This is a genomic window from Nevskia sp. (assembly GCF_051860985.1).
Lineage (GTDB): Bacteria > Pseudomonadota > Gammaproteobacteria > Nevskiales > Nevskiaceae > Nevskia.
Genome location: NZ_JBIMKV010000010.1, coordinates 37,661 through 63,636, shown reverse-complemented (window position 1 = coordinate 63,636; position 25,976 = coordinate 37,661). Strand labels below are relative to the sequence as shown.

Sequence of the window (25,976 nt, the reverse complement as noted above, 5' to 3'; positions counted from 1 at the left end):
ACCGGACAGCTGCGGCGATGGCGATGGAAATCCCGATCTTCCCGCTCGGCACCGTGCTGTTCCCCGGCGGCCGGCTGCCGCTGCGCATCTTCGAGCCGCGCTACGTGGAGATGACCAAGGCCTGCATCCGCGACAACAGCCTGTTCGGCGTGGCGCTGATCGTCGGTGGCTTCGAGGTCGGCACGCCGGCGGTGCCGGCCAAGGTCGGCTGCACAGCGCGCATCACCGACTGGGAAGTGCCGAACCCCGGCCTGTTCACCCTGAACACGCGTGGCGAAAGCATCTTCCGGCTGATCGACAGACGCACCCAGCCGGATGGCCTGATCATCGGCACCGTCGAACTGATCGACCCTCCCGACCCGACCGGCGTGCCCGAACGCTACGCGCCGCTGCAGCAGCTGCTGGGCGATCTGATCAAGGAGTTGGGCGAAGAGAATTTCGCGCAGCCGACCCGCTTCGACGACGCGGCCTGGGTCGCCAGCCGGCTGGCCGAACTGCTGCCGATTGCGCCCGAGCGCAAGCAGAAGCTGCTGGAGGCGACGCGCCCGCTGGCGATGCTGGCCGATGTCGAAACCCTGCTGCGGCAGCTGCGGGACGATCGCCCATGAACCAGACGCCGCCGCCGGCGCTGCATCCGGTCGAAGCCCAGGTCCGCGCCTGGCTGGAAAGCATCGTCGTCGGCCTGAACCTGTGTCCGTTCGCGGCGCGGCCGTTCCGCGACAACCGGGTGCGGGTACTGGTCAGCGAAGCCCGCAGCGGCGTGGAACTGCTGACCGATCTGCAACTGGAGCTGGCGCGGCTGGCCGATACGCCGCCGGCGACCCTGGAAACGACGCTGATCGCGATCCCGAATTTCCTCGCCGACTTTCTCGACTACAACGATTTCCTTGACGACGTCGATGCCCTGCTCGACCAGTACGAGTGGTCCGGCGAATTCCAGGTAGCCAGCTTCCATCCGCACTACCAGTTCGCCGGCACCTTGCCGACCGAAGCCGGCAACTACACCAACCGCTCGCCGGTGCCGATCCTGCACCTGCTGCGCGAGGACAGCGTGGCAAGCGCGATCGACAGCCACCCGGACCCGGAAGGGATTCCCGAGGCCAACGTCGCCAAGCTGGAGGCGATGAGCCTTGCCGAACGCCGGCGCCTGTTCAGCTTCCTGAAGCCGGGCTGAGGCACTGCCCTGCGTCCTCGCACGGCAACCCTGCGGCTATAGTTCGCAGCGCTGCGCGGCAGCCCTGCCGCCGCTTGTCGAAATCATGTGAATCGCGTGCCGTCACAGGCGCCCGCCGCGCCGGCTGGCACGCGAACCAACGCTGTTCTGCACTTTCTCACCGAACGCATCAGGAGACCCCACGATGACCTCGCTGCCGCCGATCGATCGCACGCCGTCCGCCTACAACTACCAGCTGCTGATCAAGCACCTGCTGACCAGCCCGATCAATCGCGCGTCGAAGAACGAGATCGTCTATCGCGACAAGGCGCGCTTCACCTATCCGCAGTTCGTCGAGCGCGTGCACCGGGCCGCGAACCTCCTGACCGCGCTGGGCGCCAAGCCGGGCATGACGGTGGCGGTGATGGAATGGGACAGCCAGCGCTACCTCGACCTGTACTTCGCGATCCCGATGCTCGGCTGCGTGATGCAGACCGTGAACATCCGCCTGAGCCCGGAGCAGATGCTCTACACGCTGAACCATGCGGCGGCCGACATCGTGCTGGTCAACACCGATTTCGTGCCGGTGCTGGAATCGCTGCTGGACAAGCTGGAAACGGTCAAGCAGTACGTGCTGATCGCCGAGGACGGCCAGCTGCCGGCGTCGAAGATCCCGTTTGCCGGCGAGTACGAAACGCTGCTCGCGCAGGCAACGCCGTGCTTCGATTTCCCGGAGTTCGACGAGAACGCACGGATGTCGACCTTCTACACCTCCGGCACCACCGGGTTGCCGAAGGGCGTCTACTACAGCCATCGCCAGATGATGCTGCACACGCTGGGCGTCGCCTCTACCTTCGGCACCGCGCCGGTGCAGGGGCGCGTGCATCAGGACGACGTCTACATGGCGATCACGCCGATGTTCCACGTCCACGCCTGGGGCATGCCGTACGTGGCGACGATGCTCGGCCTCAAGCAGGTCTACGCCGGCCGCTACACGCCGGACATGCTGCTGCAGCTGATCGCCAAGGAAGGCGTCACGTACTCGCACTGCGTGCCGACCATCCTGCACATGATCCTGAGCCACCCGATGGCCAAGGAAGTGGACCTGTCGCGCTGGAAGGTGCTGATCGGCGGCTCGGCGCTGCCGAAGGGCCTGGCCAAGGCCGCACTCGATCGCGGCATCGACGTCTTCACCGGCTACGGCATGAGCGAGACCGGCCCGCTGCAGATCATCAACCACATCCCCACCGACCAGCTCGGCGGCGACAACGACCATCAGGCATCCCTGCGCGTGCGCACCGGACGCCCAGCGCTGCTGTGCGACGTGCGCGCCGTCGATGCCAACGTCCAGCCGCTGCCGAACGACGGCAAGTCGACCGGCGAGATCGTGTTCCGCTCAATCTGGACCACCCAGGGCTACTACAAGAACCCGGCAGCGTCCGAGGAACTCTGGCAGGGCGGCTGGATGCACTCGGGCGACATCGGCAGCTTCGGCGACGACGGCGTGCTGGTGATCTCCGATCGCGTCAAGGACGTGATCAAGACCGGCGGCGAATGGGTGTCGTCGCTGGATCTGGAAAACCTGATCTCCGCGCATCCCTGTGTCAGCGAAGTCGCCGTCATCGGCATCAAGGACCCGAAGTGGGGCGAGCGCCCGGTGGCGCTGATCGTGCTCAAGGCCGGCGAAACCGGCGACGAAGCCGAGATCAAGCGCTACATGATGACCTTCGCCGACAAGGGCGTGATCTCCAAGTACGGCGTGCCGGAACGCGTGCTGTTCGTCGAAGCGCTGGACAAGACCAGCGTTGGCAAGCTCGACAAGAAAGTGCTGCGCGTGAAGTACGCGGAGGCTGGCGCGGCCTGAACACGGCCCCTGGCTGACGACATTCGCCCTGCAGCGGTCATGCCGCTGCAGGGCGAATGTGTTTCAGGCGCTGGGCATGGCGATCGTCATTGCGGGCTGCCGCACAGCGTATAGGCGCCCGGCGCCGCGGTGGCGCGGATGCCCCAGCGGTAGGTAGCGCCGGCGGCGCCGGTGAAGCTGATGCGTTCGGCCGAGGTGCCGGCGGCATCCGAGCGGGCGACGATGCTCCAGGCGCTGCCGCTCTTGCGCTGCAGGTACAGGTCGAGGTTGCTGGCATCGGCACCGCTCAGGCTGCCTTCGATCGGCCCTGCGGCGCCAAGCGTGAAGCCAAGCTCGCTGGGCTGAGCGGTCAGTGCGCCCTTCGTGGCCAGTTCACCCTGGTAGGCGAGGAAGCCCGCCGGGCACAGCGGCGGCGGTGGCGGGTCGATGATGATGCCGGCCTGCACGTAGGCGACGGCCGCCGCCGCGTCGACGATGCCGCTGCCGCAGCCGGAACAGGCCGCCGGGAAGGCGCGGGCCGTGGTGGTCAGCGCGGTCTTCACCTCGTCCGGCGTGATCGACGGCTTGACGCTGTAGAGCAGTGCCACCACGCCGGCCACATGTGGCGTGGCCATGCTGGTGCCCTGGTAGAACGCGTAGGCGTCCGCACCGGGGCCCTTGGTGCCGGCGTTCAGGGTCGACAGCACGCCGTTGCCGGCCGCCCGGCTATCACCGCCGGGCGCTGCCAGCGTCACCACGGTGCCAAAGTTCGAGTAGCTGGCACGGCCACCGTTGCGGCCGACTGCCGCCACCGTGATCACGCCGGGGCAGTTCGACGGCGTGTGGTTGTTGGCGTTGCCGTTGTCGTTGCCGGCCGCCACCACCACGGTGGTGCCGCGGCTGATCGCGCCCTGGATCGCCAGCCGCGTGGTGTTGTCGCAGGCACCGGAGCCGCCCAGGCTCATGTTGATGACCTGCGCCTTGTTCGGGTTGGCGGGCACGCCGGGCACCGTACCGCCAGAAGCCCAGATGATGCCGTCGGCGATGTCGGAGGTGTAACCGCCGCACTTGCCGAGCCCGCGCACCGGCAGCACCTTGGCGCCATAGGCGACACCGGCCACGCCCAGCGCGTTGTTGCTGACGGCGGCGATGGTGCCGGCGACATGGGTGCCGTGCCAGGAACTGCTGGCCGACAGGTTCAGCCCGCATTCGAAGTTGCGCACCCAGTCACCCGGATCGCGGGCATCGGCGTCGCGCAGGTTGCCGTCGTTGGCGGTGGCGAGGTCGCTGATCATGTCGTAGCCGCCGACGATGTTGGCGGCCAGATCGGCATGCGGGCGATAGCCGGTGTCAATCACCGCCACGGTCACGCCGGTGCCGGTGGTGACGTCCCAGGCCGCCGGCGCGCGGATGCCGCCGACCGCTTCGTAATAGCCCCACTGCTCGCTGTAGCGCGGATCGTTCGGCGTCGACGTCGGCTGCAGCAGGCGGTCTTCCTCGATGTAGTCGATCGCCGCATCGGCCTTGAATTCGGCGATCAGCGCGGCCAGCTCCGCTGCATCCACACGCCGGCCGATGCGCAGCACGTCGGCCTGGGTGCCGGTGCTGCGCAGCCATTGCAGCGCCACGCCCCGGCGGCTGCCGATCAGGCTGGCCAGCGCCTGTGCCTGCTTCTGGTGCGCCGCCGTCGACAGCGCCGGACGCTTGAACTTGACGATCAAGCGCTGGGTCGGCCCGCTGTCCGCCGCCTGCGTGGCTGCCGTGACCAGCAGGAAGGCACCGGCGACCAGCGCCGAGGCCATCGGCCCGATGCCGAGCCGGCGCGGCCGCCAGCCCTTCGTGTTGCTGACTGATTCCATGTTCTGCTCCCTGTGTTCTTGTGTGGTGAGGACCCAACGGGGTCCGACGCGCGGGTTGGCAACCGAATTTCGTGCCAACCGGCGTCAGTCCACCACGAAAGCCGCACCGGGAACCAGCACGCATCAGCCCTCGGCATGCCGAAATCCGCGGCCATTGGAGACCTTGATCAAGCCGGGAACGAAGAACGGGCGTCCGCCGCTCATCGACCGGCAACACGATCCGGGCATCGGGCGGACCTGGTTACGCCCTCGCCCGAGGTGCAAGCCGAGCCGTGCGACTTCAGTCGAGCGGCAGCTGCATGTCGCAGCGATCGATGCCGGGCGCGAAGCCGCCCGGCACCAGCCTGACGGTGACGAAGCCGAAGCGCTGGTAGAAGCCGGCCGCGTGCTGGCTGGTGCTCAGGCGCACGTCGCGGACACCGCCTTCAGCCCGGATCGCGGCGAGCCGCGCTTCCAGCAGCACCCGGCCGTAGCCGCTGCGGTGCTGTTCGCGCCGGACCATGGCCCAACAGAAATCGGCGCTGTCGCCGCGCTCGTTCAGGGCATAACCGGCACTGCCCTGCACGGCGCCGGTGGAATCGACCGCCACGAAATAGCGGCCGTGCGAGCGCTCCGGCAGGCTGTCGAGGTAGTCCTCGAAATCGGTGCGCTCGGCGACATCGAAGAACTTCGGCACATTGCTGTCGAAGGCTCGCAGGCAGGCGGCACGATCGTCCGGCCGGTACAGCCGGGCGGTCACCACAGCCGTGCCGGCGTTCATGCGCCGAGCTGCCAGACCACGGCCCGCCGCTGCCGCGACCAGCCTTCGAAGTGCTTGCTGTGAGCCTCTTCGACGATGTTGCGCTTGATCTTCAGCGTGGGCGTGATGAAGCCGTTTTCCACCGTCCATGAGCCCGGCACCACGGCGATGAAGCTCAGGTGCTCGTGCGGATCGGCCGCCTCATTGGCGCTGGCCATGATCGCGCCGAGCGACGCGGTCAGCGCATCGCGCAGCGCCAGGTCGGCCCCGAAGGCACTCTGCGCATCCGGGCTCAGGATGGCGATCGCGAACGGCTGCGGAAAGCCGGCGCCGGTCACGCAGACCGCTTCGATCTTCGGATGCGCCGACAGGCGATTCTCGATCGGCGCCGGCGCCACGTACTTGCCCTTGCCGGTCTTGAACAGTTCCTTGACCCGGCCGGTGATGCGCAGGCGGTTGTCGCTGTCGATCTCGCCGCGATCGCCGGTGTGCAGCCAGCCGTCCTCGGTCAGCGCCTCGCGGGTTTTCTCCGGCTCCTTGAAGTAGCCCATCATGTTGCACGGCGAGCGGACCAGGATTTCGCCGTTCTCGGCAATCCGATGCTCCACGTCGTCGTACGGCACGCCGACATAGCCCGGTCGCCCCTGCCCCGGCTTGCTGCCGTGGGACACGCCGAAGTTCTCAGACATGCCGTAGCCCTCCAGCAGTTCCAGCCCGAGCGTGCCGTACCAGCGAATCAGGCTGGCCGGCATCGGTGCGGCGCCACCGCCGGCGAAGCGCACGGTGTCGAAACCAAGCTGCTTCAGGATCTTTTTCTTGACGATGCGGCCGAGGAACGGAATCCGGAACAGCCGGTCGAGCTTTTCCTTCGGCGCCTTCGCGAACACGCCCTGCTGGAACTTCACCCACAGGCGCGGCACCGAGATGAACAAGGTCGGCCGGGCACGCTGCAGGTCCTTCAGGAAGGTGTCCTGCGTTTCCGCGAAGTAGAGCTGGGTGCCGCAGCGGATCGACACCGATTCCACCGCCCAACGCTCGGCGATGTGCGACAGCGGCAGGTAGGACAGCATGCGGTCGGCCGGCGTCGGCGCGATGCGCTGCTCCATCGCGATCGGCGCGCGGCCGATGGTGCCGAAGCTGTGCATCACGCCCTTGGGCATGCCGGTGGTGCCCGAGGTGTAGACGATGGTCGCCAGCTCGTCGGCCGCCCGCCGGGTCTCGCCGGGCATCGGCGGATTCGAGGCGACGATGTCGTCCCACTGGCGATGATCGTCAGTCGGCGACAGCGCACAGCCGAAGCGCAGCAAGTCATCGGGAATGCCGGGCCGCATCATCGCGTAGTCGTCGAGCTTGCCGACGAAGATCGCCTTCGATTCGCTGTGCTCCAGGATCTGCCGCACCGAGGTCGCGGTCAGCGTTGGATACAGCGGCACGCTGACATAGCCGGCCATCCAGATGGCGAGGTCGGTCATGATCCAGTGGGCGCAGTTCTTCGACAGGATCGCCACCTTGGCGTCCTTGTCCCAGCCGTGGATACGGCCGTAGGACTGCAGCCATTCGGCCACCCGCCGCGCCTCGTCGATGGCCTCGGCCCAGGTCCAGGTGCGAACCGCGCCGCCGCCCATCGGCTGGGTCAGCCAGGGCCGGTCGGCCAGCTCCTTTTCCCAGCGATAGATACGGGCCAGCGGGAGAGCATCGGGTGGGAGCTGCGCCATGTCGGGTGTCCTTTGAAGGCTTCGGGTAATAATGATTGTCGTAACAAATATTCTTCTAGCGTGATGGTACGCCGAGCACTACAGTCTGCGAAACCGCTACGACAGACAGGATGATTACCGTGACTCGTGCCCAGAGTGCCTCGCTCGCTTCGCCGTTCTACACCGCCGAACACGAGGCCTTCCGGACCCAGGTCCGCCGCTTCGTCGAGCGTGAATGTGCACCGAACATCGAAGCCTGGGAAGCTGCGGAGGAACTGCCGCGCGAACTGCACGCCAAGGCGGCGGAAGTCGGCCTGCTCGGTGTCGGCTTCCCGGAAGCCTATGGCGGCATCGAGGTGCCGGACCTGTTCTATCTGGTCATCGCCGTCGAGGAACTGGCCCGTACCGGCAGCGGCGGCCTGATCGCCAGCCTGCTGAGCCACGGCATCGCCAGCCCGCCGCTGGTGCACATGGGCAGCCACGAGCAGAAGGAGAAATTCCTGGCGCCGGTGCTGCGCGGCGAAAAGATCGCCGCCCTCGGCATCACCGAACCGGGCGGCGGCTCGGATGTCGCCAACCTGCGCACGAAGGCGGTGCGCGACGGCGACCACTACATCGTCAACGGCTCGAAGACCTTCATCACTTCCGGCATGCGCGCCGACTACCTCACCGTGGCCGTCCGCACCGGCGGCGACGGCATGAACGGCGTGTCGTTGCTGGTGATCGAGGCCGGCACGCCAGGCTTCAGCCGCACGCCGCTGCAGAAGATGGGCTGGTGGTGTTCGGACACCGCCACGCTGTATTTCCAGGATTGCCGGGTGCCGGTGGCCAACCGCATCGGTCCTGAAAACGCCGGCTTCATGGCGATCATGATGAACTTCAACAACGAGCGGATCATGCTCGCAGCGCAGGCCTGGGCCTCGGCGCAGGTCTGCTATGAGGACGCCGTGACCTGGGCGCGCGAACGGCAGACGTTCGGCAAGCCGCTGATCACCCGGCAGGTGATCCGCCACAAGCTGGTCGACATGAAGATGCGCATCGACAGCGTCAAGGCGCAGCTCGACATCCTGTGCTGGCGCATCGCCCAGAAGCAGATGCCGATCGCCGATGTCTGCCTGCTGAAGAACCTCGCGACCTCCACACTCGAATACGTGGCCGGCGAAGCGGTGCAGATTCTCGGCGGCGCCGGCTACCTGCGCGGCGCCCGGGTCGAGCGGATCTTCCGCGAAACCAAGGTGCTGTCGATCGGCGGCGGCGCCTCGGAAATCATGAAGGACCTCGCCTCGAAGCAGCTCGGCTTCTGAAGCGCCGGAATCGGGCGACAATCGGGCCATGAACACGACCGACGACAACCTCGCCCCCGCCGTCTGCATCGACGCCGACCATCCGGCGATCACCGCGTTCGCGGCCGACGTGGTCGGCAGCCGTCAGGCGCCGCGCGACAAGGCAGTCGCGCTGTACTACGCGGTGCGCGACCGAATCCGCTACGACCCGTATGCGATCGACCTCTCCGACCACGGCCTGAAAGCCAGCACCACCTTGCTGGCCGGCCGAGGCTGGTGCGTGCCGAAGGCCGCGCTGCTGGCCGCCGTCTGCCGTGCCGCCGGCGTGCCGGCGCGAGTCGGTTTTGCCGACGTGAAGAACCATCTGTCGACCGAGCGGCTGCGCCAGACCATGCAGACCGACGTCTTCTACTGGCACGGCTACACGGCGATCCTGCTCGACGGCGTCTGGCTCAAAGCCACGCCGGCATTCAACATCGAGCTGTGCGAGAAATTCGCGCTGCAGCCGCTGGAATTCGACGGCCGCGAGGACTCGATTTACCACCCGTTCGACCTCAACGGGAACCGTCACATGGAATACCTGCAGCTGCGCGGCGAAATGGCCGACGTGCCGGCCGCGACCCTGCGCGGCGAGTTCGCGCGGGTCTACCCGTACCTGATGAAGCTCGATGCCAATGCCAGCTTCGATGCCGATGTCGAAGCGGAGCACCGCGCCGCGCGCTGATCCCTTTCCGCTCGCCGCTCAGGCCGGCAGCGGCAACCGCAGCAGCACCTGGGTACCGCCGAGCGTGCCGGTCTGCCAGTCGATATCGGCGCCCAGGCGCTCGGCGTTGGCGCGCATACTGCGCAGGCCGAGGCCGCCCGCCGCCGCAAGCGCTGCCCGGTCGATGCGGCCGAAATCGGTGATTTCCACAGTCAGTTCCGGCGCCACGTGGCCGATGCGCACGCGCAGCGCCCGGCCCTCGCTGTGGCGCAGCGCATTGCTGACCGCCTCGCGAATGATCCGCGACAACTGCAGCACCTGCCCCTGATCGAGCACCGGTTCCGGCAGCGTGTCCGCCTGCTGCCAGTCCAGCTGCCAGCCGAGCAGCAGCAGCCGCTGCCTGACTTCGTCCTGCAACGCCGCCAGCAAGGCCGAAAGCGGCCCCGGTGGCCGGCGCGCCTGCGACACCACATCGCGCAGGATCTGAAGTGCCTCGCGGGCACGGTCGGCCTGCTCAGGCGTATCGGCGCCGTAGACCAGATCGAGCAGCTTGGCACCGAGGTCGTCGTGCAGGGCTTCGTAGATGCGCTGGCGCTCGGCGAGCAGCCGGGCATTCAGATCGTCATCTGCCGCCGCGGACGCTAACGTGCCGGCCGGCGGCGGGACAGACCAGCGCGACCGCAGATGCCACCAGACGCGCCTCACGTGGCGCCGCCCAGCGCGGCCTCGGCCTCCGTCAGCCGCGCCCGCGCCTTGACCACGCGGCTGCTGTCGGCACCGTAGTGCTTCTCCAGCAGCGGCAGCACCCGGCGCAGCAGCAGCGCGGTGTCCTTCATCCTGCCGGCGGCGTGCAGCGCGCGCGCCCAGTTGCCATCCCAGGCGACCGTGTTGGCGTTGTCCTCGCCGAAAGCCTCGACCGCACGCGGATGCATCTCCGCGTACAGCGACACCGCTTCGGCCGCGCGCTTCTGCTCGATCAGGAACACGCCGTAGTCGTTGCGGGCGCGGAAGGCTTCGGGATGGCGCGGGCCGACCTGGCGCGGAATGCCGTCGATTGCAGCGCGGTACAGCGCTTCGGCCTCCGCCGGACGGCCGGCCTGTTCGAGCACCCGGGCGCGGTTGCGGCCGGCCATGTGGCTTTCGTAGTGCTCGGCGCCGAAGCGGCCGATCACCAGCCGGTGATTGGCCTCGGCCAGCTGCGCGGCATCGTCCCAGCGCTGCTGCTGGATCAGCGCGCCGATCAGGTTGCCGCGCGCGGCCAGCGTGCTGTGGCCGGCCTCGCCGAAAAGGCGCACGTCGGTGGCCAGCACGGTACGAAACGCGGCTTCGGCGTCGGCGAACTTCTCGGTCGCCAGCCAGCACAGGCCCTGCTCGTTCTGCATCAGCAGGGTCAGGCTGTTGTCCGGTCCGAACACCCGCAGCAGGCGCGGCACCAGCGCTTCCAGATCGGCCAGCGCCTCGGCCGGCTGCCCGGCGAGCCGGCGCGCATAGGCCAGACGGCCAGCGTTGAACAGGGTCTGAACATCGTCCGGACCGAGGGTGGCGACACTCTCCGCGACCACCGCGCCGAGCAGCGCGATCACCTCGTCATACGCGGCACGACCGAGCAGCGCATCGGCGTAGCGGCCGTGCACGGCCATGCGCAGCTGCTGCGCCTCGCCGCGCTGGCCGGGCGGCAGTTGGTCGAGCACGGCGCGCAGTTCGGCGGTCGCCGGCTCGACATCACCGAGCGCCATCCGTGCGAGCGCATCCAGCGCGCGGATTTCCAGCGCCAGCAGCACCGTCGCATCGTCGCGTTCTGGCAGGCGATCGAACTGCCCACGTGCGATGGCCAGCGCGGTCCGGGCGCGTTCGTACTGCTCCAGCCCATGCCAGGTGCTGCCGATGGTCTTCAGCACCTGTGCGGCCACCTGCGGTGGCACCGAGCGATCCTGCGCCAGCACCGATTCACCATGGGTCAGCACTTCAAGCAGGGTCCGCGCGCTGGCCGGTGTCTGGCTTTCCGGGCTGGCGCCGGCCAGCGTGTCCTCCAGCAGCCGGTTCACGGCGCGCAGTTCCTCGCTGCGCGACTCCGCCTCGTTGCGCGCCGCCTGTTCGGCCCAGGCGTAGCGCAGGCTGACAACCGACGACACGGCGAGGCTGGCCACCACGACACCAGCGGCGATCGAGTAGCCGCGATGGCGACGGACGAAGCGGGCCAGCGCATAGGCCGGCGTCAGCGGCCGGGCTTCGATCGGCCGGTGGTCGAGCCAGCGCTGAAGCTCGCCGGCCAGATCGGCGGCACTGTCGTAGCGATCATCGAGTGCATGGGCAATCGCCTTGTGCAGGATCGTTTCCAGATCGCCGCGCGCTTCGGGCTGGCGCTGGCCGAGCCGCAGTGGCGGCAGGCGCCGCTGTTCGAGCACAGCGGCAAGGCCGGGCTTCGGCGGCTCGCCCCAGGGCCGCTGGCCGCTGACCAGTTCGTAGCCGATGACGCCGAGCGCGAACACGTCGCAGCGCGGATCGCGGGCGCCGACTGCGCCGCCGATTTGCTCCCAGCTCATGTACGGCAGTGTGCCGAGCACCTCGCCCTGACGGGTCACGCTGCCGTCGCGGCCCTCGTCATCGGCCATCAGGTGGGCGATGCCGAAGTCGAGCACTTTCGGCGTGCCGAAGGCGTCGACGAGGATGTTCGCCGGCTTGAGATCGCGATGGATCACGCCGCGTGAATGGGCGTGGTGCACGGCGCGGCAGACGGCGGCCAGCAGGCCGATGCGCGCGCGCAGCGGCAGTGCGCGGGCATGCTGCAGCAGGTTCGGCCCGGACAGGTATTCCATCGCCAGATACGGCTGCGGCCCATGCGGCCCGTCGGCGACTTCGGCGGCATACAGGCGGGCGATGCCGGGGTGTTCGAGCATCGCCAGCAGTTGCGCCTCGCGGGCAAAGCGGGCACGCATGGCGCTGCTGCCGTCATGCAGCAGTTTGATCGCCACCTCGCGGCGCGGCTCGGCCTGTTCGGCCAGCCAGACGGTGCCGCTGGCGCCTTCGCCAAGTCGTCGCAGCAGGGTGTAGGCCCCCAGTTTCAGCGGTTGTTCCGACATCGAAGCGTGTCCTTTGAAAAGCGTCGCAGGCTACCCTAGCGGGCATGACCGAAGGCAAGTGGCGACCGGATACGGTACTGGTGCTCGACGACCATCCCGGCGCCCGCCGATGGCTCACTGCCGCTGTGTCCAGCGCCTTCCCGGATGCCCGCTGCCTGCAGGCGGGCAGCCTTGCCGAGGCCCGCGACTGCCTGCTGCAGCAGCCCGATCTGGCGCTGCTCGATCTCAAGCTGCCCGATGGGTTGGCGCTGGATCTGCTGCCGCCGCTGCTGGCGCAGACACCGCCGGCGCTGTGCGTGATCGCCACGCTCTACGACGACGACGAATATCTGTACGCGGCGATGCAGCGCGGTGCCGGCGGCTACGTGCTCAAGGAGCAGTCGCGCGAGCAGCTGGCCGTGCTGCTGCAGGCGATGGCCGACGGCCAGCCGCCGCTGTCCCCGGCGATCGCCCGCCGACTGATGCGCCAGTTCGCGCCGCCGGCGCCTGCCGCGCCGGTCACCGCACCGGCTCTGCCGCCCGACCTGCCGCCGCTGACCCCGCGAGAGCGCGAAACGCTGGGCCTGATCGGCCGCGGCTATTCGGTGACCGAGACCGCCGGCGCGCTCGGGCTGAGCGGCCACACGGTCCACGATTACGTCCGCAACATCTACCGCAAGCTGTCGATCGCCAGCCGAGCCGAAGCGGCGCTGATGGCACGGGAAATGGGACTCTGATCCTGGCCTTGGCGCCACCCCATGATCCGGGGATACCCCGCGCCTGCCGGCTGCCGTCCAATCGTCGCCACCGCCGAATCCGGAGCCTGACGATGACGAAAGCCACCCTTGCGCTGCTGCTGGCGCTGAGCCTGACCACGCTGGCCAATGCCCGCGCCGACCAAGCCGCAACGGCGGCCGAGGCCTCTCCCCCTGCAGCAGCGGTGCCGCCGGAAACGGCGCCGGACGTACCGGAACAGTTACCGAGCCGCGATGAAGCGGCCAAGTTCATGAAGGCTGAAAAGACCAAGCCATCGGCGAACGTCCGTCGCGTCGCGATCACCAGCTGCAATGTGCTGTTCGGCATGGTGACCGGCGCCGATGCCCAGACCCAGCGCGGCTTCGGCGACAGCTCGCAGCGCATGGAATCGCGCGTGAAGGTCAGCTACGAACTGCGCGGTGTGGAACCGGCCGCGCTGCAGGCGCTGACCGAGCAGGTCTGCACCGATGCAGCCAGCACGCTGACCGCCGCCGGGTATGACGTGGTAGCGGCGGCCGATGTCGCTGCCCAGCCGGAGTTCATCAAGCTGCACGCCGGGGGCAAGCCGGCACCGTATGCCTACGAGCGCGGCGGCACGGCGTACCAGACCTACGCCCCGGCCGGCCAACAGATCGTCGATATGACCTATCTCGGCCGTGCCGACACGGTGTTCGCCGGCTTCAAGGCGATGAGCACGGACGGCCCGATGTTCATCGAGGCGCGTCTGGCGAAAGCGGTCGACGCAAGCCCGGTGCATATCAGCGTGCTGATCGACTTCGCGTCGGCGCAGGGCAATACCGCGAAGGGCTTCTTCGGCCGCATGGCCGGCAGCGACACCGCCAAGGTGGACGCCAAGCTGGTCATGAGTGCCGCCGGTTTCATGACGATGGTTCCGGCCGACCGGATCGACTGCAGCACAGGCTTCTGCCAGGGCGCCAACGATGCCAGCCTCGTGGCCCGCGTCACCAACAAGGAAGCGCTGATCGGCAACGCCTCGGCGGTCAAGGACATCTTTGACGCGCAGACCAAGTTGCAGAAAGCAGACGAACTGGGCGGCAAACTGATCTCCGGCTTGGCCGCGCTCGCCGGGACGAGCACGACGATGACCGATATCCAGCGCAACGGCGTCAATGTCGACCCCACGGCCTACGCCAGCGAAGCGCGGCGGCTGGCCCGCGAGTTCACCGGTATGGCGGCGGTGATGATCAAGCCCTGATCGCTGCCCAAAAGAAAAGCCCGGCCGATGCGGATATCGGCCGGGCTTTTCTTTAAATCCAAGTGATCAGAAGCAGTCGCCCGGCACGTGCACCCAGCCGCTCATCAGCACGCGGGCGCTGCGCGACATGATGGCCTTCTTGACCACCCACTGGCCGTTCTCCTGCGCAGCCGCCGCGCCGACCCGCAGGCTGCCGCTCGGATGGCCGAAGCGCACCGCTTCGCGAGCGCCGCCGCCGGCCGCGAGGTTGACCAGGGTGCCGGGGATTGCAGCGGCCGTGCCGATCGCCACCGCAGCGGTGCCCATCATCGCGTGGTGCAGCTTGCCCATCGACAGCGCGCGAACGTTGAGGTCGATCTCGCTGGCCTTGATCGCCTTGCCGCTCGACGAGGTGTAGTCGGCCGGCGGCGCGACGAAGGCGACCTTCGGCGTGTGCTGGCGGGTCGCGGCTTCCGACACGTCCTTGATCAAGCCCATCCGCAATGCACCGGCGGCGCGGATGGTCTCGAACTTCTTCAGCCACTCCGGGCTGCTGTTGATCGCCTCGCGAAGCTCGGTGCCGGTGCAGCCGATCTCGGCGGCGTTAATGAACACGGTCGGGATGCCGGCGTTGATCATCGTCGCCTTGAGGGTGCCAATGCCGGGCACGTCGAGGTCATCGACCAGGTTGCCGGTCGGGAACATCGAGCCGCCCTCGTCGCCTTCCTCGGCCGGATCAAGGAATTCGATCACCACTTCGGCCGCCGGGAAGGTCACGCCGTCCAGCTCGAAATCGCCGGTTTCCTGCACCGCGCCGTTGCTGATCGGCACGTGGGCGATGATCGTCTTGTTGATCTGGGTCTGCCAGATGCGCACCACGCAGACGCCGTTCTGCGGCACCCGCGCCGGGTCGACCAGGCCATTGCTGATCGCGAACGAGCCGACGGCGGCGGTCAGGTTGCCGCAGTTGCCGGACCAGTCGACGAAGGCCTTGTCGATCGACACCTGGCCGAAGCGGTAGTCGACGTCGTGATCGGCCCGGGTGCTCTTCGACAGGATCACGGTCTTGGAGGTCGACGAGGTCGCGCCGCCCATGCCGTCGATCTGCGCCGCGTACGGGTCCGGCGAGCCGATCACGCGCAGCAGCAGCTTGTCGCGTGCCGGGCCCGGCACCTGGGCGGCAGCGGGCAGGTCGTCGAGCTTGAAGAACACGCCTTTCGACGTGCCGCCACGCATGTAGGTGGCGGGAATCCGGATCTGCGGGGACGCGGGCATGGGCAGCGGGGCCTCGGGCTGTGGAGAGGGAGCGGGCCAGACCGACCGTCCGGGCAGCAGCCGGCCGGCGTGACGCGCGGCCGGAATTATCGCATGCAGCCATGCCGCGCCCGCCGCAACGCGTGCAATCCGCGCGGCGTTCATGCCCCGATGCGCCCGCCTCCGGCACAATCGCGCACGGCATCCCACCCATTCACTCAAGCGGAGCAACGCCCATGGCCATGGACGTGATCGACTACAAGCTGTACGGCGAAGACATGCAGTTCGTGGAAATCGAACTCGACCCCAACGAGGCGGCGATCGGCGAAGCCGGCGCGATGATGTTCATGGAAGACGGCATCACCATGGACACCATCTTTGGCGACGGCTCGCAGGCCAGCAAAGGCTTCTGGGGCGCGCTGGCCGGAGCCGGCAAGCGGCTGGTGACCGGCGAAAGCCTGTTCACCACGGTGTTCTCGAACCAGGGCATGGGCAAGCGCAAGGTGGCCTTCGCCGCGCCGTATCCGGGCACCATCCTGCCGGTGCACCTGCCGGATGTCGGCGGCACGCTGATCTGCCAGAAGGATTCCTTCCTGTGCGCGGCCAAGGGCGTGTCGATCGGCATCGCCTTCCAGAAGCGGCTCGGCGTCGGCCTGTTCGGCGGCGAGGGCTTCATCATGCAGAAACTCGACGGCGACGGTCTGGCCTTCGTCCACGCCGGCGGCACCATGCACGAGCGCACCCTGGCGCCGGGCGAGATCCTGCGGGTCGACACCGGCTGCATCGTGGCGCTGCAGCCGTCGGTGGATTTCGACATCCAGTACGTCGGCAAGCTGAAGTCGGCGCTGTTCTCCGGCGAAGGCCTGTTCTATGCCGTGCTCCGAGGCCCGGGCAAGATCTGGCTGCAGTCGCTGCCGCTGTCGCGGATGGCCAACCGCATCGTCATGGCGGCACCGGCGATCGGCGGCCGCTCGCGCGACGAAGGCTCGCTGCTCGGCGGCGTCGCCGGTGGTGGCCTGCTCGGAGGCCTGCTCGGCAGCGACGAGTGAGCCGCCGCGAACTTGCCGCCGTTCCACCCGTCTGACCTTCGGCGCTTCCGCCGCCCGACCTGGAGTTCATCGTGAACCTGCATCTGCCCTCGCCGCCCTCGCCCCGCCCCGCCGTGCGCCGGCTGCTGGCCGGCGGCACCCTGCTGCTGGCCCTGCTCGGCTGTTCCGCACCGCCGGCGGTGATGGCCGAAGCGCCCGCTGCCGATGGCACGTCCGCCGCCCAGGCAACCGCCAACGGCAGCCGCAGCTGCCAGGCGATCGGCGACTTCTATTGGGAAATCGGCGACGGCAAGGGCGCGATCGCGTCGGGCTCGGTTGGTGACGAGTATTCGGCCAGCAAGCCGATCTCGATCGCGTCGGCCTCGAAGTTCGTCTGGGGCGCCTACGTGCTGGAAAAGATCGGCAAGAACCGGCAGCCGGACGACGGCACCGTGCAGGCGCTGACCATGCGCGCCGGCTTCACCGGCTTCAATCCGATTGCCTGCCTGCTCAGCCGCACGGTGGAAGCCTGCGCGACCTCCCGCTCCAACGCGCTGCTGGCGCAGAGCGATGTCGGCCACTTCTCCTACGGCGGCGGCCATGACCAGCGGCTGGCGGTCGATCTCGGGCTCGGCCGGCTCAGCGCCGGCGAACTGACCCGCGAAGTGCGCAGCTATCTCGGCAACGACCTCGGCCTCGCCTACAAGAAGCCGCAGCCGGCCGGCGGCATGGAAGGCTCGCCCGCGGACTACGCAGGCTTCCTGCGCAAGATCATCAACGGCCAGCTGCGGATGCACGATTTCCTCGGCAGCTACGCGGTCTGCACCTTGCCCGGCCGCTGCCCGGGCGCGCTGCTGAGCCCGGTCAAGGAAGCCTGGCACTACAGCCTCAACCACTGGGTGGAAGACGACCCGCGCACCGGTGACGGCAGCTTCTCCTCGCCCGGCCTGCAGGGTTTCTATCCGTGGATTTCCGCTGACAAGAAGACCTACGGCATCGTCGCCCGCGAAGTGCTGCGCGCCAATGCCTACTGGGCCAGCGTCGAATGCGGGCGCGACATCCGCAAGGCGTACTTCAGCGGCAAGCCGGTGCCTTGAAGGTCGAAGAAGGCCGCTCCGCACCCACCCTGCGACGAGCGTCGAAACGCCTGCACGCCGCGCCCCGCGCACCTGAACCGGCCCGGATCGCATGAACCACGGCAATCCGATGTCGCGCCTGGCGCTGCGCTTCTGCGCCTGGTCGGAAAAGTGGTTTCCGGATGCCTGGGTGTTCTCGGTGTCGGCAGTGCTGATCGTCTGCGTGGCGGCGCTGGCGATCGGCGCCACACCTGCCGCGACGGCGCGGGCCTTCGGTGACGGCGCCTGGTCGCTGATCCCGTTCACGATGCAGGTCTGCTACGTGCTGATCGGCGGCCATGTGGTGGCGCTGTCGCCGCCGGTGGCGCGGCTGATCGAGCGGCTGGCGGCGCGGCCGCAGACCGGGCCCGGCGCGGTCGGGCTGGTGGCGATGACCTGCATGGCGCTGTCGCTGCTGCACTGGGCGCTGGGCTTCGTCGCCGCCGGCCTGCTGGTGCGGGCGCTGGCGCGGCGCCCCGATCTGCCGATGGACTACCGCGCCGCATCAGCGGCCGGCTATCTCGGCCTCGGCGCGGTCTGGGCGCTGGGGCTGTCGTCGACCGCCGCGCAGTTCCAGGCCAACGCCGCCAGCATGTCGAAGGAGCTGCTGGCGATCACCGGCGTGATTCCGTTCACCCAGACCATCTTCCTGTGGCAATCGCTGGCGATGACCGTGGTGATCGTGGCGATGTCATGGTTCGTCGCCGTGCGTTCCGCGCCGCAGGCGGCGCAGGCGCAGACTGCAGCGCAGCTCGGCATCGACGTGTCGCTGCCCGCCCCGGCCGAGTCTCGCGCGTTGCGCCCCGGCGAGCGGGCCGAGCACAGCATCGTGCTGAACCTGCTGCTGGCAGCGCTCGGTGCCGCCTGGCTGTGGGATGAGTTCGCGGCGCGCGGCTTCGTCGCCGCGATCGCCAACCTGAATACCTACAACTTCCTGTTCCTGGTCGTCGGCCTGCTGCTGCAGGGCACGCCGAGGCGCTTCCTGGACGCGGTGACCCATTCGGTGCCGGCGACGGCCGGCATCATGATCCAGTTCCCGCTGTACGCCGGCATCGCGATGGTGCTGACCGCCGCCAAGGCGCCGGACGGCGCGACGATCGCCGGCCACCTGTCGGACTTCTTCGCCGGCATCGCCACGCGTGAAAGCTTTCCGGTGGTCATCGGCCTGTACTCGGCCACGCTCGGCTTCTTCGTGCCGAGCGGTGGCGGCAAGTGGCTGATCGAGGCGCCCTACGTGATGCAGGCAGCCAACGACCTGCGGGTGCATCTGGGCTGGGGCGTGATGATCTACAACGCCGCCGAAGCGCTGCCGAACTTGATCAACCCGCTGTTCATGCTGCCGCTGCTGGGCATCGTCAAGCTGAAGGTCCGCGACATCGTCGGCTACACGTTCATGCAGTTCATCGTCCACCTGCCGGTGGTCCTGCTGCTGCTCTGGGCGCTGGGGCTGACGCTCGACTACATCCCACCGCAGATGCCGCCGGGGCTGACGCCGTGACGGCTGCGCCGATGACGCCGCGCGCCCGCTTCCGGGCGATCTTCAGCGGTTCGATCGGCAACCTGGTCGAGTACTACGACTGGTACGCCTACTCGGCGTTCGCGCTGTACTTCTCCAAGGCCTTCTTCCCCGGCAGCAGCCCCACGGCGCAGCTGCTGAACACGGCCGGCGTGTTCGCGCTCGGCTTTTTCATGCGGCCGATCGGCGGCTGGCTGATGGGCAGCCTCGCCGACCGGAAAGGCCGCCGCGCGGCCATGCTGCTGTCGGTGCTGATGATGTGCGCCGGCTCGCTGACCATCGCGATCACGCCCGGCTATGCCGAGATCGGTGTGGCCGCACCGATCATCCTGATCGCCTGCCGGCTGATGCAGGGCTTGAGCCTGGGCGGCGAGTACGGGATTTCGGCGACCTATCTCTGCGAGGTCGCCAGCCGCCGGCATCGCGGCTTCTGGTCCAGCTTCCAGTACGTGACCCTGATTCTCGGCCAGCTCAGCGCCCTGGCCCTGCTGATCGTGCTGCAGCGCTGGCTGCTGACCCCGCTGCAGCTCGACGACTGGGGCTGGCGGATTCCGTTCGCGATCGGCGGTCTGCTGGCGCTGGCCGCGCTGTGGCTGCGCCGCGGCTTGCACGAGACCGAGAGCTTCGCGCGGCAGGCGGCACCGGAACGCGCGCCGATGCGCACCTTGCTGCGCGAGCACCCGAGGCAGGTGGCGATGGTGGTCGGCCTGACCCTCGGCGGCACGCTGGCGTTCTACACCTGCACCACCTACATGCAGAAGTTCATGGTCAACACGGCCGGCTTCTCGAAGGACGACGCGACCCTGATCTCGGCCGCCGCGCTGTTCGTCTACATGCTGCTGCAGCCGCTGTTCGGCGCGCTTTCCGACCGCATCGGCCGCAAGCCGCTGCTGGTGTTCTTCGGCCTGGCCGGCGCGCTCGGCACGGTGCCGATGCTGACCGTGCTGGCCACCGTGCGCGAGCCGCTGGCTGCGTTCGCGCTGATGCTGGCCGGGCTGGTGGTGATCAGCGGCTACACGGCGGTCAACGCCGTGGTCAAGGCCGAGCTGTTCCCGGTCGCGGTCCGCGCGCTGGGTGTCGGCCTGCCGTACGCGGCCACGGTGTCGCTGTTCGGCGGCACGGCGGAGTACGTGGCGCTGTGGTTCAAGCAGGCCGGCGTCGAGGCCGGCTTCTACTGGTACGTCGCGGCGATGATCGGCGTGTCGCTGCTGGTCTATCTGCGGCTGCCGGAAACCCGCGACCAGTCACGCATCGACCGCGACTGACGGGCCTCATCCGGCCGCTGGCCGACGACGCGCCGGCAGTTCAGTCTCAATTCAGGAAGCCTGCGTAGTCTCGGCCTCGCAACGTGCAAACCCCACCCCCGCACGTCCATCCGAGGAACGCCGTCATGAACGCCCAGATCACTTCCCTGTTGACCGCTGTCGCCGTGCTCGGCACGTCTGCCACCGCACAGGCGGGCCGCCGCAATGACAACACCGACTACGCCGACGTGATCAGCAGCCGCCCGATCTACACCGACGTGCGCGTGTCCGTTCCCCGCGAGGAGTGCTACCAGGAAAAGGTCGTCTATGACGACGGCTACCGGGGCCGCGACAACAGCGGCGTCGGCGCGGTGCTGGGTGCGGTGGTCGGCGGCGTGGTCGGCAACCGCTTCGGTCAGGGTTCGGGCCGTGCGGTGGCGACGGCCGCCGGTGCCGTGGTCGGTGCCAGCGCCGGCGCCAGCATCGGCCGCAACAACAGCCGCGGTTACCGCGAGCCGTCGTACGGCTACGAGGAACGTTGCCGGACGATCGAGGACAGCCGCTACGAACAGCGTGTCGATGGCTATGACGTGCGTTATCGTTACCACGGTCGCATCTACGACACCCGCCTGCCGTATGACCCGGGCGACCGCCTGGCGGTGAACGTCAGCGTCAGCCCGGCCGACTACTAACAACCTGCCGTCCTCGAACTCCGCCTGCCTCGCCGAGACACTCCGATGCGCGCCGCTCTCGCCATGATCGTCCTTGCCGCAAGCCTGCTGGCTGCCAGCCAGCCGGCGATGGCGGACCGGCGCGGCGGCCTGCTCGGGCTCGATACCCAGTTTCTCAATCCGGGCCGCGAGGCTCGTGACCGGGATGATCTGCCGCGTGGCGGCCTGAGCCCGAACGAGGCCGCCAAGCGTGCCCAGCGCGAGAACGGTGGTGGCCGCGTGTTGTCGGTGGAGCCGAGCGGCAACGGCTACCGGGTCAAGCTGCTGCGCGACGGCGAAGTCCGCGTCGTGCACGTGCAGTAGTTCGCCGCCAGAATCAGCCGGTCCCACCGTTCCACTGCCGCCCCCGGAGCCGTCGATGCGCGCGCTTGTCGTCGAAGATGATCCTGCCCTGCGCGAGCAGGTTCGCCGCCACCTCGCCGACGAGGGCTACATCGTCGATGTCGCCGCCGATGGCGAGCAGGGCCAGTACATGGCCGTGGAATACCCGGTGGATCTGGCGATCATCGATCTCGGCCTGCCGAAGACGCCGGGCATCGCCATCATCCAGGCGGTGCGCAAGGCTGGCCGCAGCTATCCGATCCTGATCCTCACCGCGCGTGACGGCTGGCAGAGCAAGGTCGAGGGCCTGGAGGCCGGCGCCGACGACTATCTGGTCAAGCCGTTCCACAAGGAAGAACTGCTGGCGCGCGCCCGGGCGCTGGTCCGGCGCAGCGTCGGCTGGACCACCTCGCAGCTGGAATCCGGGCCGATCATCCTCAACACCGCCGCCAAGACCGTGAGCCTGCACGGCACCGCCGTCGAATTGACGGCCTATGAATACCGGCTGCTGGAATATCTGGTGATGCACGCCGGCGAGGTGGTGTCGAAATCGACGCTGACCGAGCATCTGTACAGCGAGGACGAGGAGCGCGATTCCAACGTCATCGAAGTGTTCATCCGCCGCCTGCGCACCAAGCTCGATCCGGACGGCTCGCTGAACCCGATCGCCACCCAGCGCGGCAGCGGCTACCGCTGGACCCTGCCCAGGGCGTGAACGCGGCAGACGCGGGGCGTCGTCCGTGAAATCGCTGCGCGCCCGGCTGCTGCTGACGGCCACGCTGGTGCTGGTGGTGTTCATGCTGCTGTGCGGCGCCGGCCTCGACCAGGCCTTCCGCAGCACGTCGATCCAGGTGCAGCGCGACAAGCAGCTCGGCCTGATCTTCGCGCTGCTCGGCGCAGCCGAATTCGACGACAGCGGCGGCGTGCGGATCAACAGCGGCACCCTGCCCGATCCCCGGCTCGGCCGCGTGCAGTCCGGCCTGGAGGCGCTGGTCTTCAACGAGCGCGGCAAGGTCATCTGGCGCAGCCCGAGCTTCGCCGGCGACGTGCCGGAACTGCTGGCGCCGGAGGTCGGCAACAGCCTGTTCAGCGACCTCGATGACCGCTTCGCGATGACCTACGGCGTCCGCTGGGTCACCGAAACCGGCGGCCTGCGACTGTTCGGCGGTGGCCGCAAGAAGCAGAGCCGCTACACCGTCGCGATCATGGAGGACAAGGCCGACTACCGCGCCCAGCTGCAGGCCTTCCGCCGCGTGCTGTGGACCTGGCTCGGCGGCGCGGCGGTGGCGCTGATCCTGGTGCAGGTGGCGGTGCTCAGCTGGGGCCTGGCACCGCTGCGCAAGCTGGTCCGCGAACTGCGCGGCGTGGAATCCGGGCAGCAGTCGCGCATCGAAGCCGGCTACCCGGACGAACTCACGCCGCTGGCCGAGGGCCTCAACACCATGATTTCCGCCGAGCGTAACCAGCAGCAGCGCTACCGCAACGCGCTCGACGACCTCGCCCACTCGCTGAAGACCCCGCTGGCCGTGCTGCGCGGTGTGGTGGAAGACCAGACGCTGCCCGCCGAGGCCCGCGACCGCATGGTCGATCCGGTCGACCGCATGCAGCAGATCACCCACCACCAGCTGCGCAAGGCAGCCGCCGCCGGCCGCCGCACGCTCGCCGAGCCGGTGCGACTGAAGCCGCTGACCGACAAGATCGTCGGCGCGCTGGTCAAGGTCTACGCCACCAAGCAGCTCCGCTTCACGATCGACATCGCCGACAGCCTGAAGGCCCGCGCCGACGAGGGCGATCTCTACGAACTGCTCGGCAACCTGCTCGACAACGCCGCCAAGTGGGCCAGGACCGAGGTACGCATGCAGGCCGACATCCGTAACCGCATGCTGGTGCTGGTGATCGACGACGACGGCCCCGGCTTCCCCGAAGACGCCGACAAGCTGCTCAGCCGCGGCGTCCGCGCCGACAGCATCACGCCCGGCCAGGGCATCGGCCTGGGCGCGGTTGCGGAACTGGTGAAGGTCTACGACGGCAGCGTCGAGCTGTCGCGTGCGGATGCGGGGCTGGGCGGCGCGCGAGTGACGGTCAGCCTGTCGGTCTGAGCGGATTGCCGGGCCTCCTCCGCGACCTCGGTACCGACCGGACCACTGCAGCGCCTTGGCCGTGGCGTTTAACGTTGACGATGTTACGTTAATGCTGTGTACTGAATCCGGGTGCAGCCTCGCAGGCCGCTGATCGCGGCCCGCCTGGCCACGCACTCTGCCGCACCGCCCCGCGTCGTCAGACATCGCGCGGCTGCGGCAATCTCGCACTGACATACCAACAAGAACGAAGGGGAAGACCGATGGATCAGGAGTCCTGGGTAGTTGCGGGCAAGGGGTTTTCAGACCGGATCAGCGGCAAGCTGCTCACGCACTGCTTCATCATGATGTTCTTGGGCTTCATGGGCGGATTCGTCTGGCTCATCGCGCTGGCCGGTAATGTCTTCCACATCGTGCCGCTGCCGCGCTTCGAGATCATCGTGCCGGACCAGAAGGAGCTGCTGCGGAACGTCCACGTCGGAACGATCCTGAACTCGATCTACGTGATGGCGATGGTGGGCTTGAGCGGGCGGCTGAACTTCAGCGTCCGACAGGCCAAGTGGGTGTACTACTGGGCCATCGTGCTGCTGTGGGGAAACATGATCGGCTACTCCACCGCCGTCTACGCCCCGGAACGCGGCCTGCAGCCGATCGGCGACTGGCCGAACCTGGTGTCCTACGGCACGTTCTATATCGCCGTCGTTGCGGCCACCATCACGACCGGCATCTGCCTGTACAACGCCATCCGCGCCGGCCGCAGCCCGGCCTGAGGACCTGCCGGCAGCCGGTGTCGTGCTGACGGACGCGCCCGGCGCCGCCGTCAGGCGCTGCGGGGCGACCGGTCAATCGATCGGCCGCACCCGGAAGTTCTTGCCCTTGATCTTGCCGGCCTTCAGCCCTTCGATCGCGCTCTTGGCGAAGCGCCGGTCGATGGCGACATAGGTGCGGGTGTCGAAGCTCGAAATCTTGCCGACCGCTTCCTTGGCAAGCCCGGCGGCACCGGTCAGCGCACCGAGCAGATCACCGGGGCGCAGCTTGTCGCGGCGGCCGGCGTCGACGCAGATGGTCACGAACACCGGCGGCACCGGGCGATCCGGTGACAGCGCCGACATCGGCAGCTGGGCCGTCGTCGCCGTGAAGCCGAGCTTGGCTTCGATGGCCGTCAGGCGGCTGCGCTCGCGGGCGGTGAACAGGTGCAGGGCGGTGCCGCGCTTGCCGGCCCGGCCGGTGCGGCCGACGCGGTGGACGTGCTGGTCCGGCTCCAGCGGCAGTTCATAGCTGATCACCAGCGCCAGATCCTGGATGTCCAGCCCGCGCGCCGCGACATCGGTGGCGATCAGCACGCGGGCGGAGCCGTTGACGAAGCGGACCAGCACTTCGTCGCGGTCGCGCTGGTCGATGTCGCCGTGCAGGCTGAGCACCGAGTAGCCGCGCTTCCTCAGCTTCGCTTCCAGATCCTGGGCATCGTTCTTGGTGTGCGCGAAGACCAGCGCGGACTCCGGCCGCTGGGTGCTCAGCAGGTGCGCCAGCGCGTCGAGGCGGCGGGTCGGCTCCACTTCGTAGAACGTCTGCTCGATCTGGGCGGTGACGACCTCGTGGTCGACGGTGATCGTCACCGGCTCGCGCTGCAACCGCTTCGACAGCACCCGGACGGCGTCCGGAAACGTCGCCGAGAAGAACAGCGTCTGCCGGCTGGCCGGCGTGCGTTCGACGATCGCGCGGCTGGCAGCTTCGAAATCGCCGTCGAGCATGCGGTCGGCTTCGTCGAGCACCAGCATTCTCAGGCCGCCGAGCTTCAGGTGGCCGTCGTCGATCAATTCCTGCACCCGGCCGGCCATGCCGACGACGATGTGCGGGTCGTGTTCCAGCGAGGCCACCTGCGGCCGCTTGGAAATGCCGCCGCCGATCACGGTCAGCTTCACGTTCGGCAGGCAGCGCGCCAGGTTGCGGATTTCGCGGGCGATCTGGTCGGCCAGTTCGCGGGTCGGACACAGGATCAGCGCCTGCGTGTTCGGCACCGCCGGGTCGATCTTCGACAGCACGCCGAGGCCGTAGGCAGCCGTCTTGCCGCTGCCGGTGCGGGCCTGGCCGATCACGTCGCGGCCGTCGAGGATCACCGGCAGGCTCTGCGCCTGGATCGGCGTCATCGTGTGGAACGCCAGCGAATCCAGCGCCTGCAGCAGCAGCGGATTCAGCGGGAGCGTTGCGAAGGCTTGCGGGTTTTCCACGGGCGAACACCATTGATCAGCCGCGCCGGCCGGCGCGGGCCGCGAATTGTGAGGCCAGGCCCGGCCGCGTGCAGGCGCGCCGCCGTTCGGGGTGCGGAAGGCACCGCCGGTCCGCCGCAAAACCGTCGCGACTCCAGTTCCAGCGCCGGCGGCCGATCTGCGGACAGACGCCACCGG

General features: G+C 68.4%; 23 protein-coding genes. 16 read left to right on the top strand and 7 right to left on the bottom strand.

All coding sequences use genetic code 11. The annotated features are described in order from the left end of the window. Window positions 1-17: 17 nt before the first annotated feature. The 3 genes from ACTIGJ_RS11465 (at window position 18) to ACTIGJ_RS11455 (ending at window position 3,017) form a co-directional block, all read left to right on the top strand. On the top strand, window positions 18-608 hold the full coding sequence (locus tag ACTIGJ_RS11465; protein WP_439640453.1) for an LON peptidase substrate-binding domain-containing protein: 591 nt from the start codon (window positions 18-20) through the stop codon (window positions 606-608). Next, window positions 605-1,174, top strand: coding sequence for a DUF1415 domain-containing protein (locus ACTIGJ_RS11460; RefSeq protein ID WP_439640452.1), 570 nt, complete (start codon window positions 605-607; stop codon window positions 1,172-1,174). The genes ACTIGJ_RS11465 and ACTIGJ_RS11460 overlap by 4 nt, the downstream gene beginning before the upstream one ends. Before the next feature lie 184 nt (window positions 1,175-1,358). After that, window positions 1,359-3,017 carry a fatty acid--CoA ligase gene (locus ACTIGJ_RS11455; RefSeq protein WP_439640451.1) on the top strand — a complete coding sequence of 553 codons (1,659 nt, stop codon included), beginning with the start codon at window positions 1,359-1,361 and terminating at the stop codon, window positions 3,015-3,017. Between the two features lie 86 nt (window positions 3,018-3,103). On the opposite strand, the gene ACTIGJ_RS11450 is transcribed toward ACTIGJ_RS11455, so the two are convergent. From ACTIGJ_RS11450 to ACTIGJ_RS11440, 3 genes are all read right to left on the bottom strand, one after another. After that, window positions 3,104-4,855, bottom strand: a complete 1,752-nt coding sequence (locus ACTIGJ_RS11450; protein WP_439640450.1) for a S8 family peptidase — start codon at window positions 4,853-4,855, stop codon at window positions 3,104-3,106. A gap of 280 nt (window positions 4,856-5,135) precedes the next feature. Beyond that, window positions 5,136-5,615 carry a GNAT family N-acetyltransferase gene (locus ACTIGJ_RS11445; protein WP_439640449.1) on the bottom strand — a complete coding sequence of 160 codons (480 nt, stop codon included), beginning with the start codon at window positions 5,613-5,615 and terminating at the stop codon, window positions 5,136-5,138. Beyond that, window positions 5,612-7,309, bottom strand: a complete 1,698-nt coding sequence (locus ACTIGJ_RS11440; RefSeq protein ID WP_439640448.1) for an AMP-binding protein — start codon at window positions 7,307-7,309, stop codon at window positions 5,612-5,614. Before ACTIGJ_RS11440 ends, ACTIGJ_RS11445 begins: the two co-directional genes overlap by 4 nt. A gap of 119 nt (window positions 7,310-7,428) precedes the next feature. Here ACTIGJ_RS11440 and ACTIGJ_RS11435 point away from each other — a divergent pair, with 119 nt between their 5' ends. Further along, entirely contained in the window at window positions 7,429-8,592 is a 1,164-nt protein-coding gene (locus ACTIGJ_RS11435) for an acyl-CoA dehydrogenase family protein (protein WP_439640447.1), read from the top strand. Between the two features lie 28 nt (window positions 8,593-8,620). Further along, on the top strand, window positions 8,621-9,295 hold the full coding sequence (locus tag ACTIGJ_RS11430; protein WP_439640446.1) for a transglutaminase-like domain-containing protein: 675 nt from the start codon (window positions 8,621-8,623) through the stop codon (window positions 9,293-9,295). A gap of 18 nt (window positions 9,296-9,313) precedes the next feature. Here the strand turns inward: ACTIGJ_RS11430 and ACTIGJ_RS11425 are convergent, their stop codons facing one another. Together ACTIGJ_RS11425 and ACTIGJ_RS11420 are read right to left on the bottom strand one after the other, a co-directional pair. Further along, window positions 9,314-9,979: a sensor histidine kinase gene (locus tag ACTIGJ_RS11425; protein WP_439640445.1), complete on the bottom strand. Its 666-nt coding sequence runs from the start codon at window positions 9,977-9,979 to the stop codon at window positions 9,314-9,316. After that, a complete protein-coding gene (locus ACTIGJ_RS11420) occupies window positions 9,976-12,354 on the bottom strand; it encodes a protein kinase domain-containing protein (protein ID WP_439640444.1) in 2,379 nt (792 codons plus the stop codon). The genes ACTIGJ_RS11425 and ACTIGJ_RS11420 overlap by 4 nt, the downstream gene beginning before the upstream one ends. A 44-nt stretch (window positions 12,355-12,398) precedes the next feature. Between ACTIGJ_RS11420 and ACTIGJ_RS11415 the strand changes: the two genes are divergently transcribed. Together ACTIGJ_RS11415 and ACTIGJ_RS11410 are read left to right on the top strand one after the other, a co-directional pair. Then, entirely contained in the window at window positions 12,399-13,070 is a 672-nt protein-coding gene (locus ACTIGJ_RS11415) for a LuxR C-terminal-related transcriptional regulator (protein ID WP_439640443.1), read from the top strand. A 92-nt stretch (window positions 13,071-13,162) separates the two neighbouring features. Continuing rightward, window positions 13,163-14,305 carry a hypothetical protein gene (locus ACTIGJ_RS11410; protein ID WP_439640442.1) on the top strand — a complete coding sequence of 381 codons (1,143 nt, stop codon included), beginning with the start codon at window positions 13,163-13,165 and terminating at the stop codon, window positions 14,303-14,305. A 66-nt stretch (window positions 14,306-14,371) separates the two neighbouring features. Here ACTIGJ_RS11410 and prpF read toward each other — a convergent pair whose 3' ends face one another. Further along, window positions 14,372-15,559 carry a 2-methylaconitate cis-trans isomerase PrpF gene (gene prpF / locus ACTIGJ_RS11405; protein ID WP_439640441.1) on the bottom strand — a complete coding sequence of 396 codons (1,188 nt, stop codon included), beginning with the start codon at window positions 15,557-15,559 and terminating at the stop codon, window positions 14,372-14,374. A 215-nt stretch (window positions 15,560-15,774) separates the two neighbouring features. On the opposite strand from prpF, the gene ACTIGJ_RS11400 reads away from it, so the two are divergent. The 9 genes from ACTIGJ_RS11400 to ACTIGJ_RS11360 all read left to right on the top strand — a co-directional run bounded on the left by ACTIGJ_RS11400 (window position 15,775) and on the right by ACTIGJ_RS11360 (window position 24,341). Beyond that, window positions 15,775-16,587 (top strand): TIGR00266 family protein, encoded by an 813-nt coding sequence (locus tag ACTIGJ_RS11400; protein ID WP_439640440.1) that lies wholly within the window; start codon window positions 15,775-15,777, stop codon window positions 16,585-16,587. A 71-nt stretch (window positions 16,588-16,658) separates the two neighbouring features. Continuing rightward, window positions 16,659-17,663, top strand: a complete 1,005-nt coding sequence (locus ACTIGJ_RS11395) for a hypothetical protein (protein WP_439640439.1) — start codon at window positions 16,659-16,661, stop codon at window positions 17,661-17,663. Window positions 17,664-17,754: 91 nt separating this feature from the next. Continuing rightward, window positions 17,755-19,179, top strand: coding sequence for a short-chain fatty acid transporter (locus ACTIGJ_RS11390; RefSeq protein WP_439640438.1), 1,425 nt, complete (start codon window positions 17,755-17,757; stop codon window positions 19,177-19,179). A gap of 11 nt (window positions 19,180-19,190) precedes the next feature. Further along, window positions 19,191-20,462, top strand: a complete 1,272-nt coding sequence (locus ACTIGJ_RS11385) for an MFS transporter (RefSeq protein ID WP_439640544.1) — start codon at window positions 19,191-19,193, stop codon at window positions 20,460-20,462. Window positions 20,463-20,587: 125 nt separating this feature from the next. Continuing rightward, window positions 20,588-21,133, top strand: a complete 546-nt coding sequence (locus tag ACTIGJ_RS11380) for a glycine zipper 2TM domain-containing protein (protein WP_439640437.1) — start codon at window positions 20,588-20,590, stop codon at window positions 21,131-21,133. 45 nt (window positions 21,134-21,178) lie between these two features. Further along, a complete protein-coding gene (locus ACTIGJ_RS11375) occupies window positions 21,179-21,475 on the top strand; it encodes a hypothetical protein (protein ID WP_439640436.1) in 297 nt (98 codons plus the stop codon). A gap of 55 nt (window positions 21,476-21,530) precedes the next feature. Beyond that, a complete protein-coding gene (locus tag ACTIGJ_RS11370; RefSeq protein WP_439640435.1) occupies window positions 21,531-22,208 on the top strand; it encodes a response regulator transcription factor in 678 nt (225 codons plus the stop codon). A 25-nt stretch (window positions 22,209-22,233) separates the two neighbouring features. Next, a complete protein-coding gene (locus tag ACTIGJ_RS11365) occupies window positions 22,234-23,592 on the top strand; it encodes an ATP-binding protein (RefSeq protein ID WP_439640434.1) in 1,359 nt (452 codons plus the stop codon). 242 nt (window positions 23,593-23,834) lie between these two features. Beyond that, the gene (locus ACTIGJ_RS11360) at window positions 23,835-24,341 is read left to right on the top strand and encodes a hypothetical protein (protein ID WP_439640433.1); all 507 of its coding nucleotides are present in this window, start codon (window positions 23,835-23,837) and stop codon (window positions 24,339-24,341) included. Window positions 24,342-24,413: 72 nt separating this feature from the next. On the opposite strand, the gene dbpA is transcribed toward ACTIGJ_RS11360, so the two are convergent. After that, window positions 24,414-25,799 (bottom strand): ATP-dependent RNA helicase DbpA, encoded by a 1,386-nt coding sequence (gene dbpA, locus ACTIGJ_RS11355; protein ID WP_439640432.1) that lies wholly within the window; start codon window positions 25,797-25,799, stop codon window positions 24,414-24,416. Window positions 25,800-25,976 lie beyond the last annotated feature (177 nt).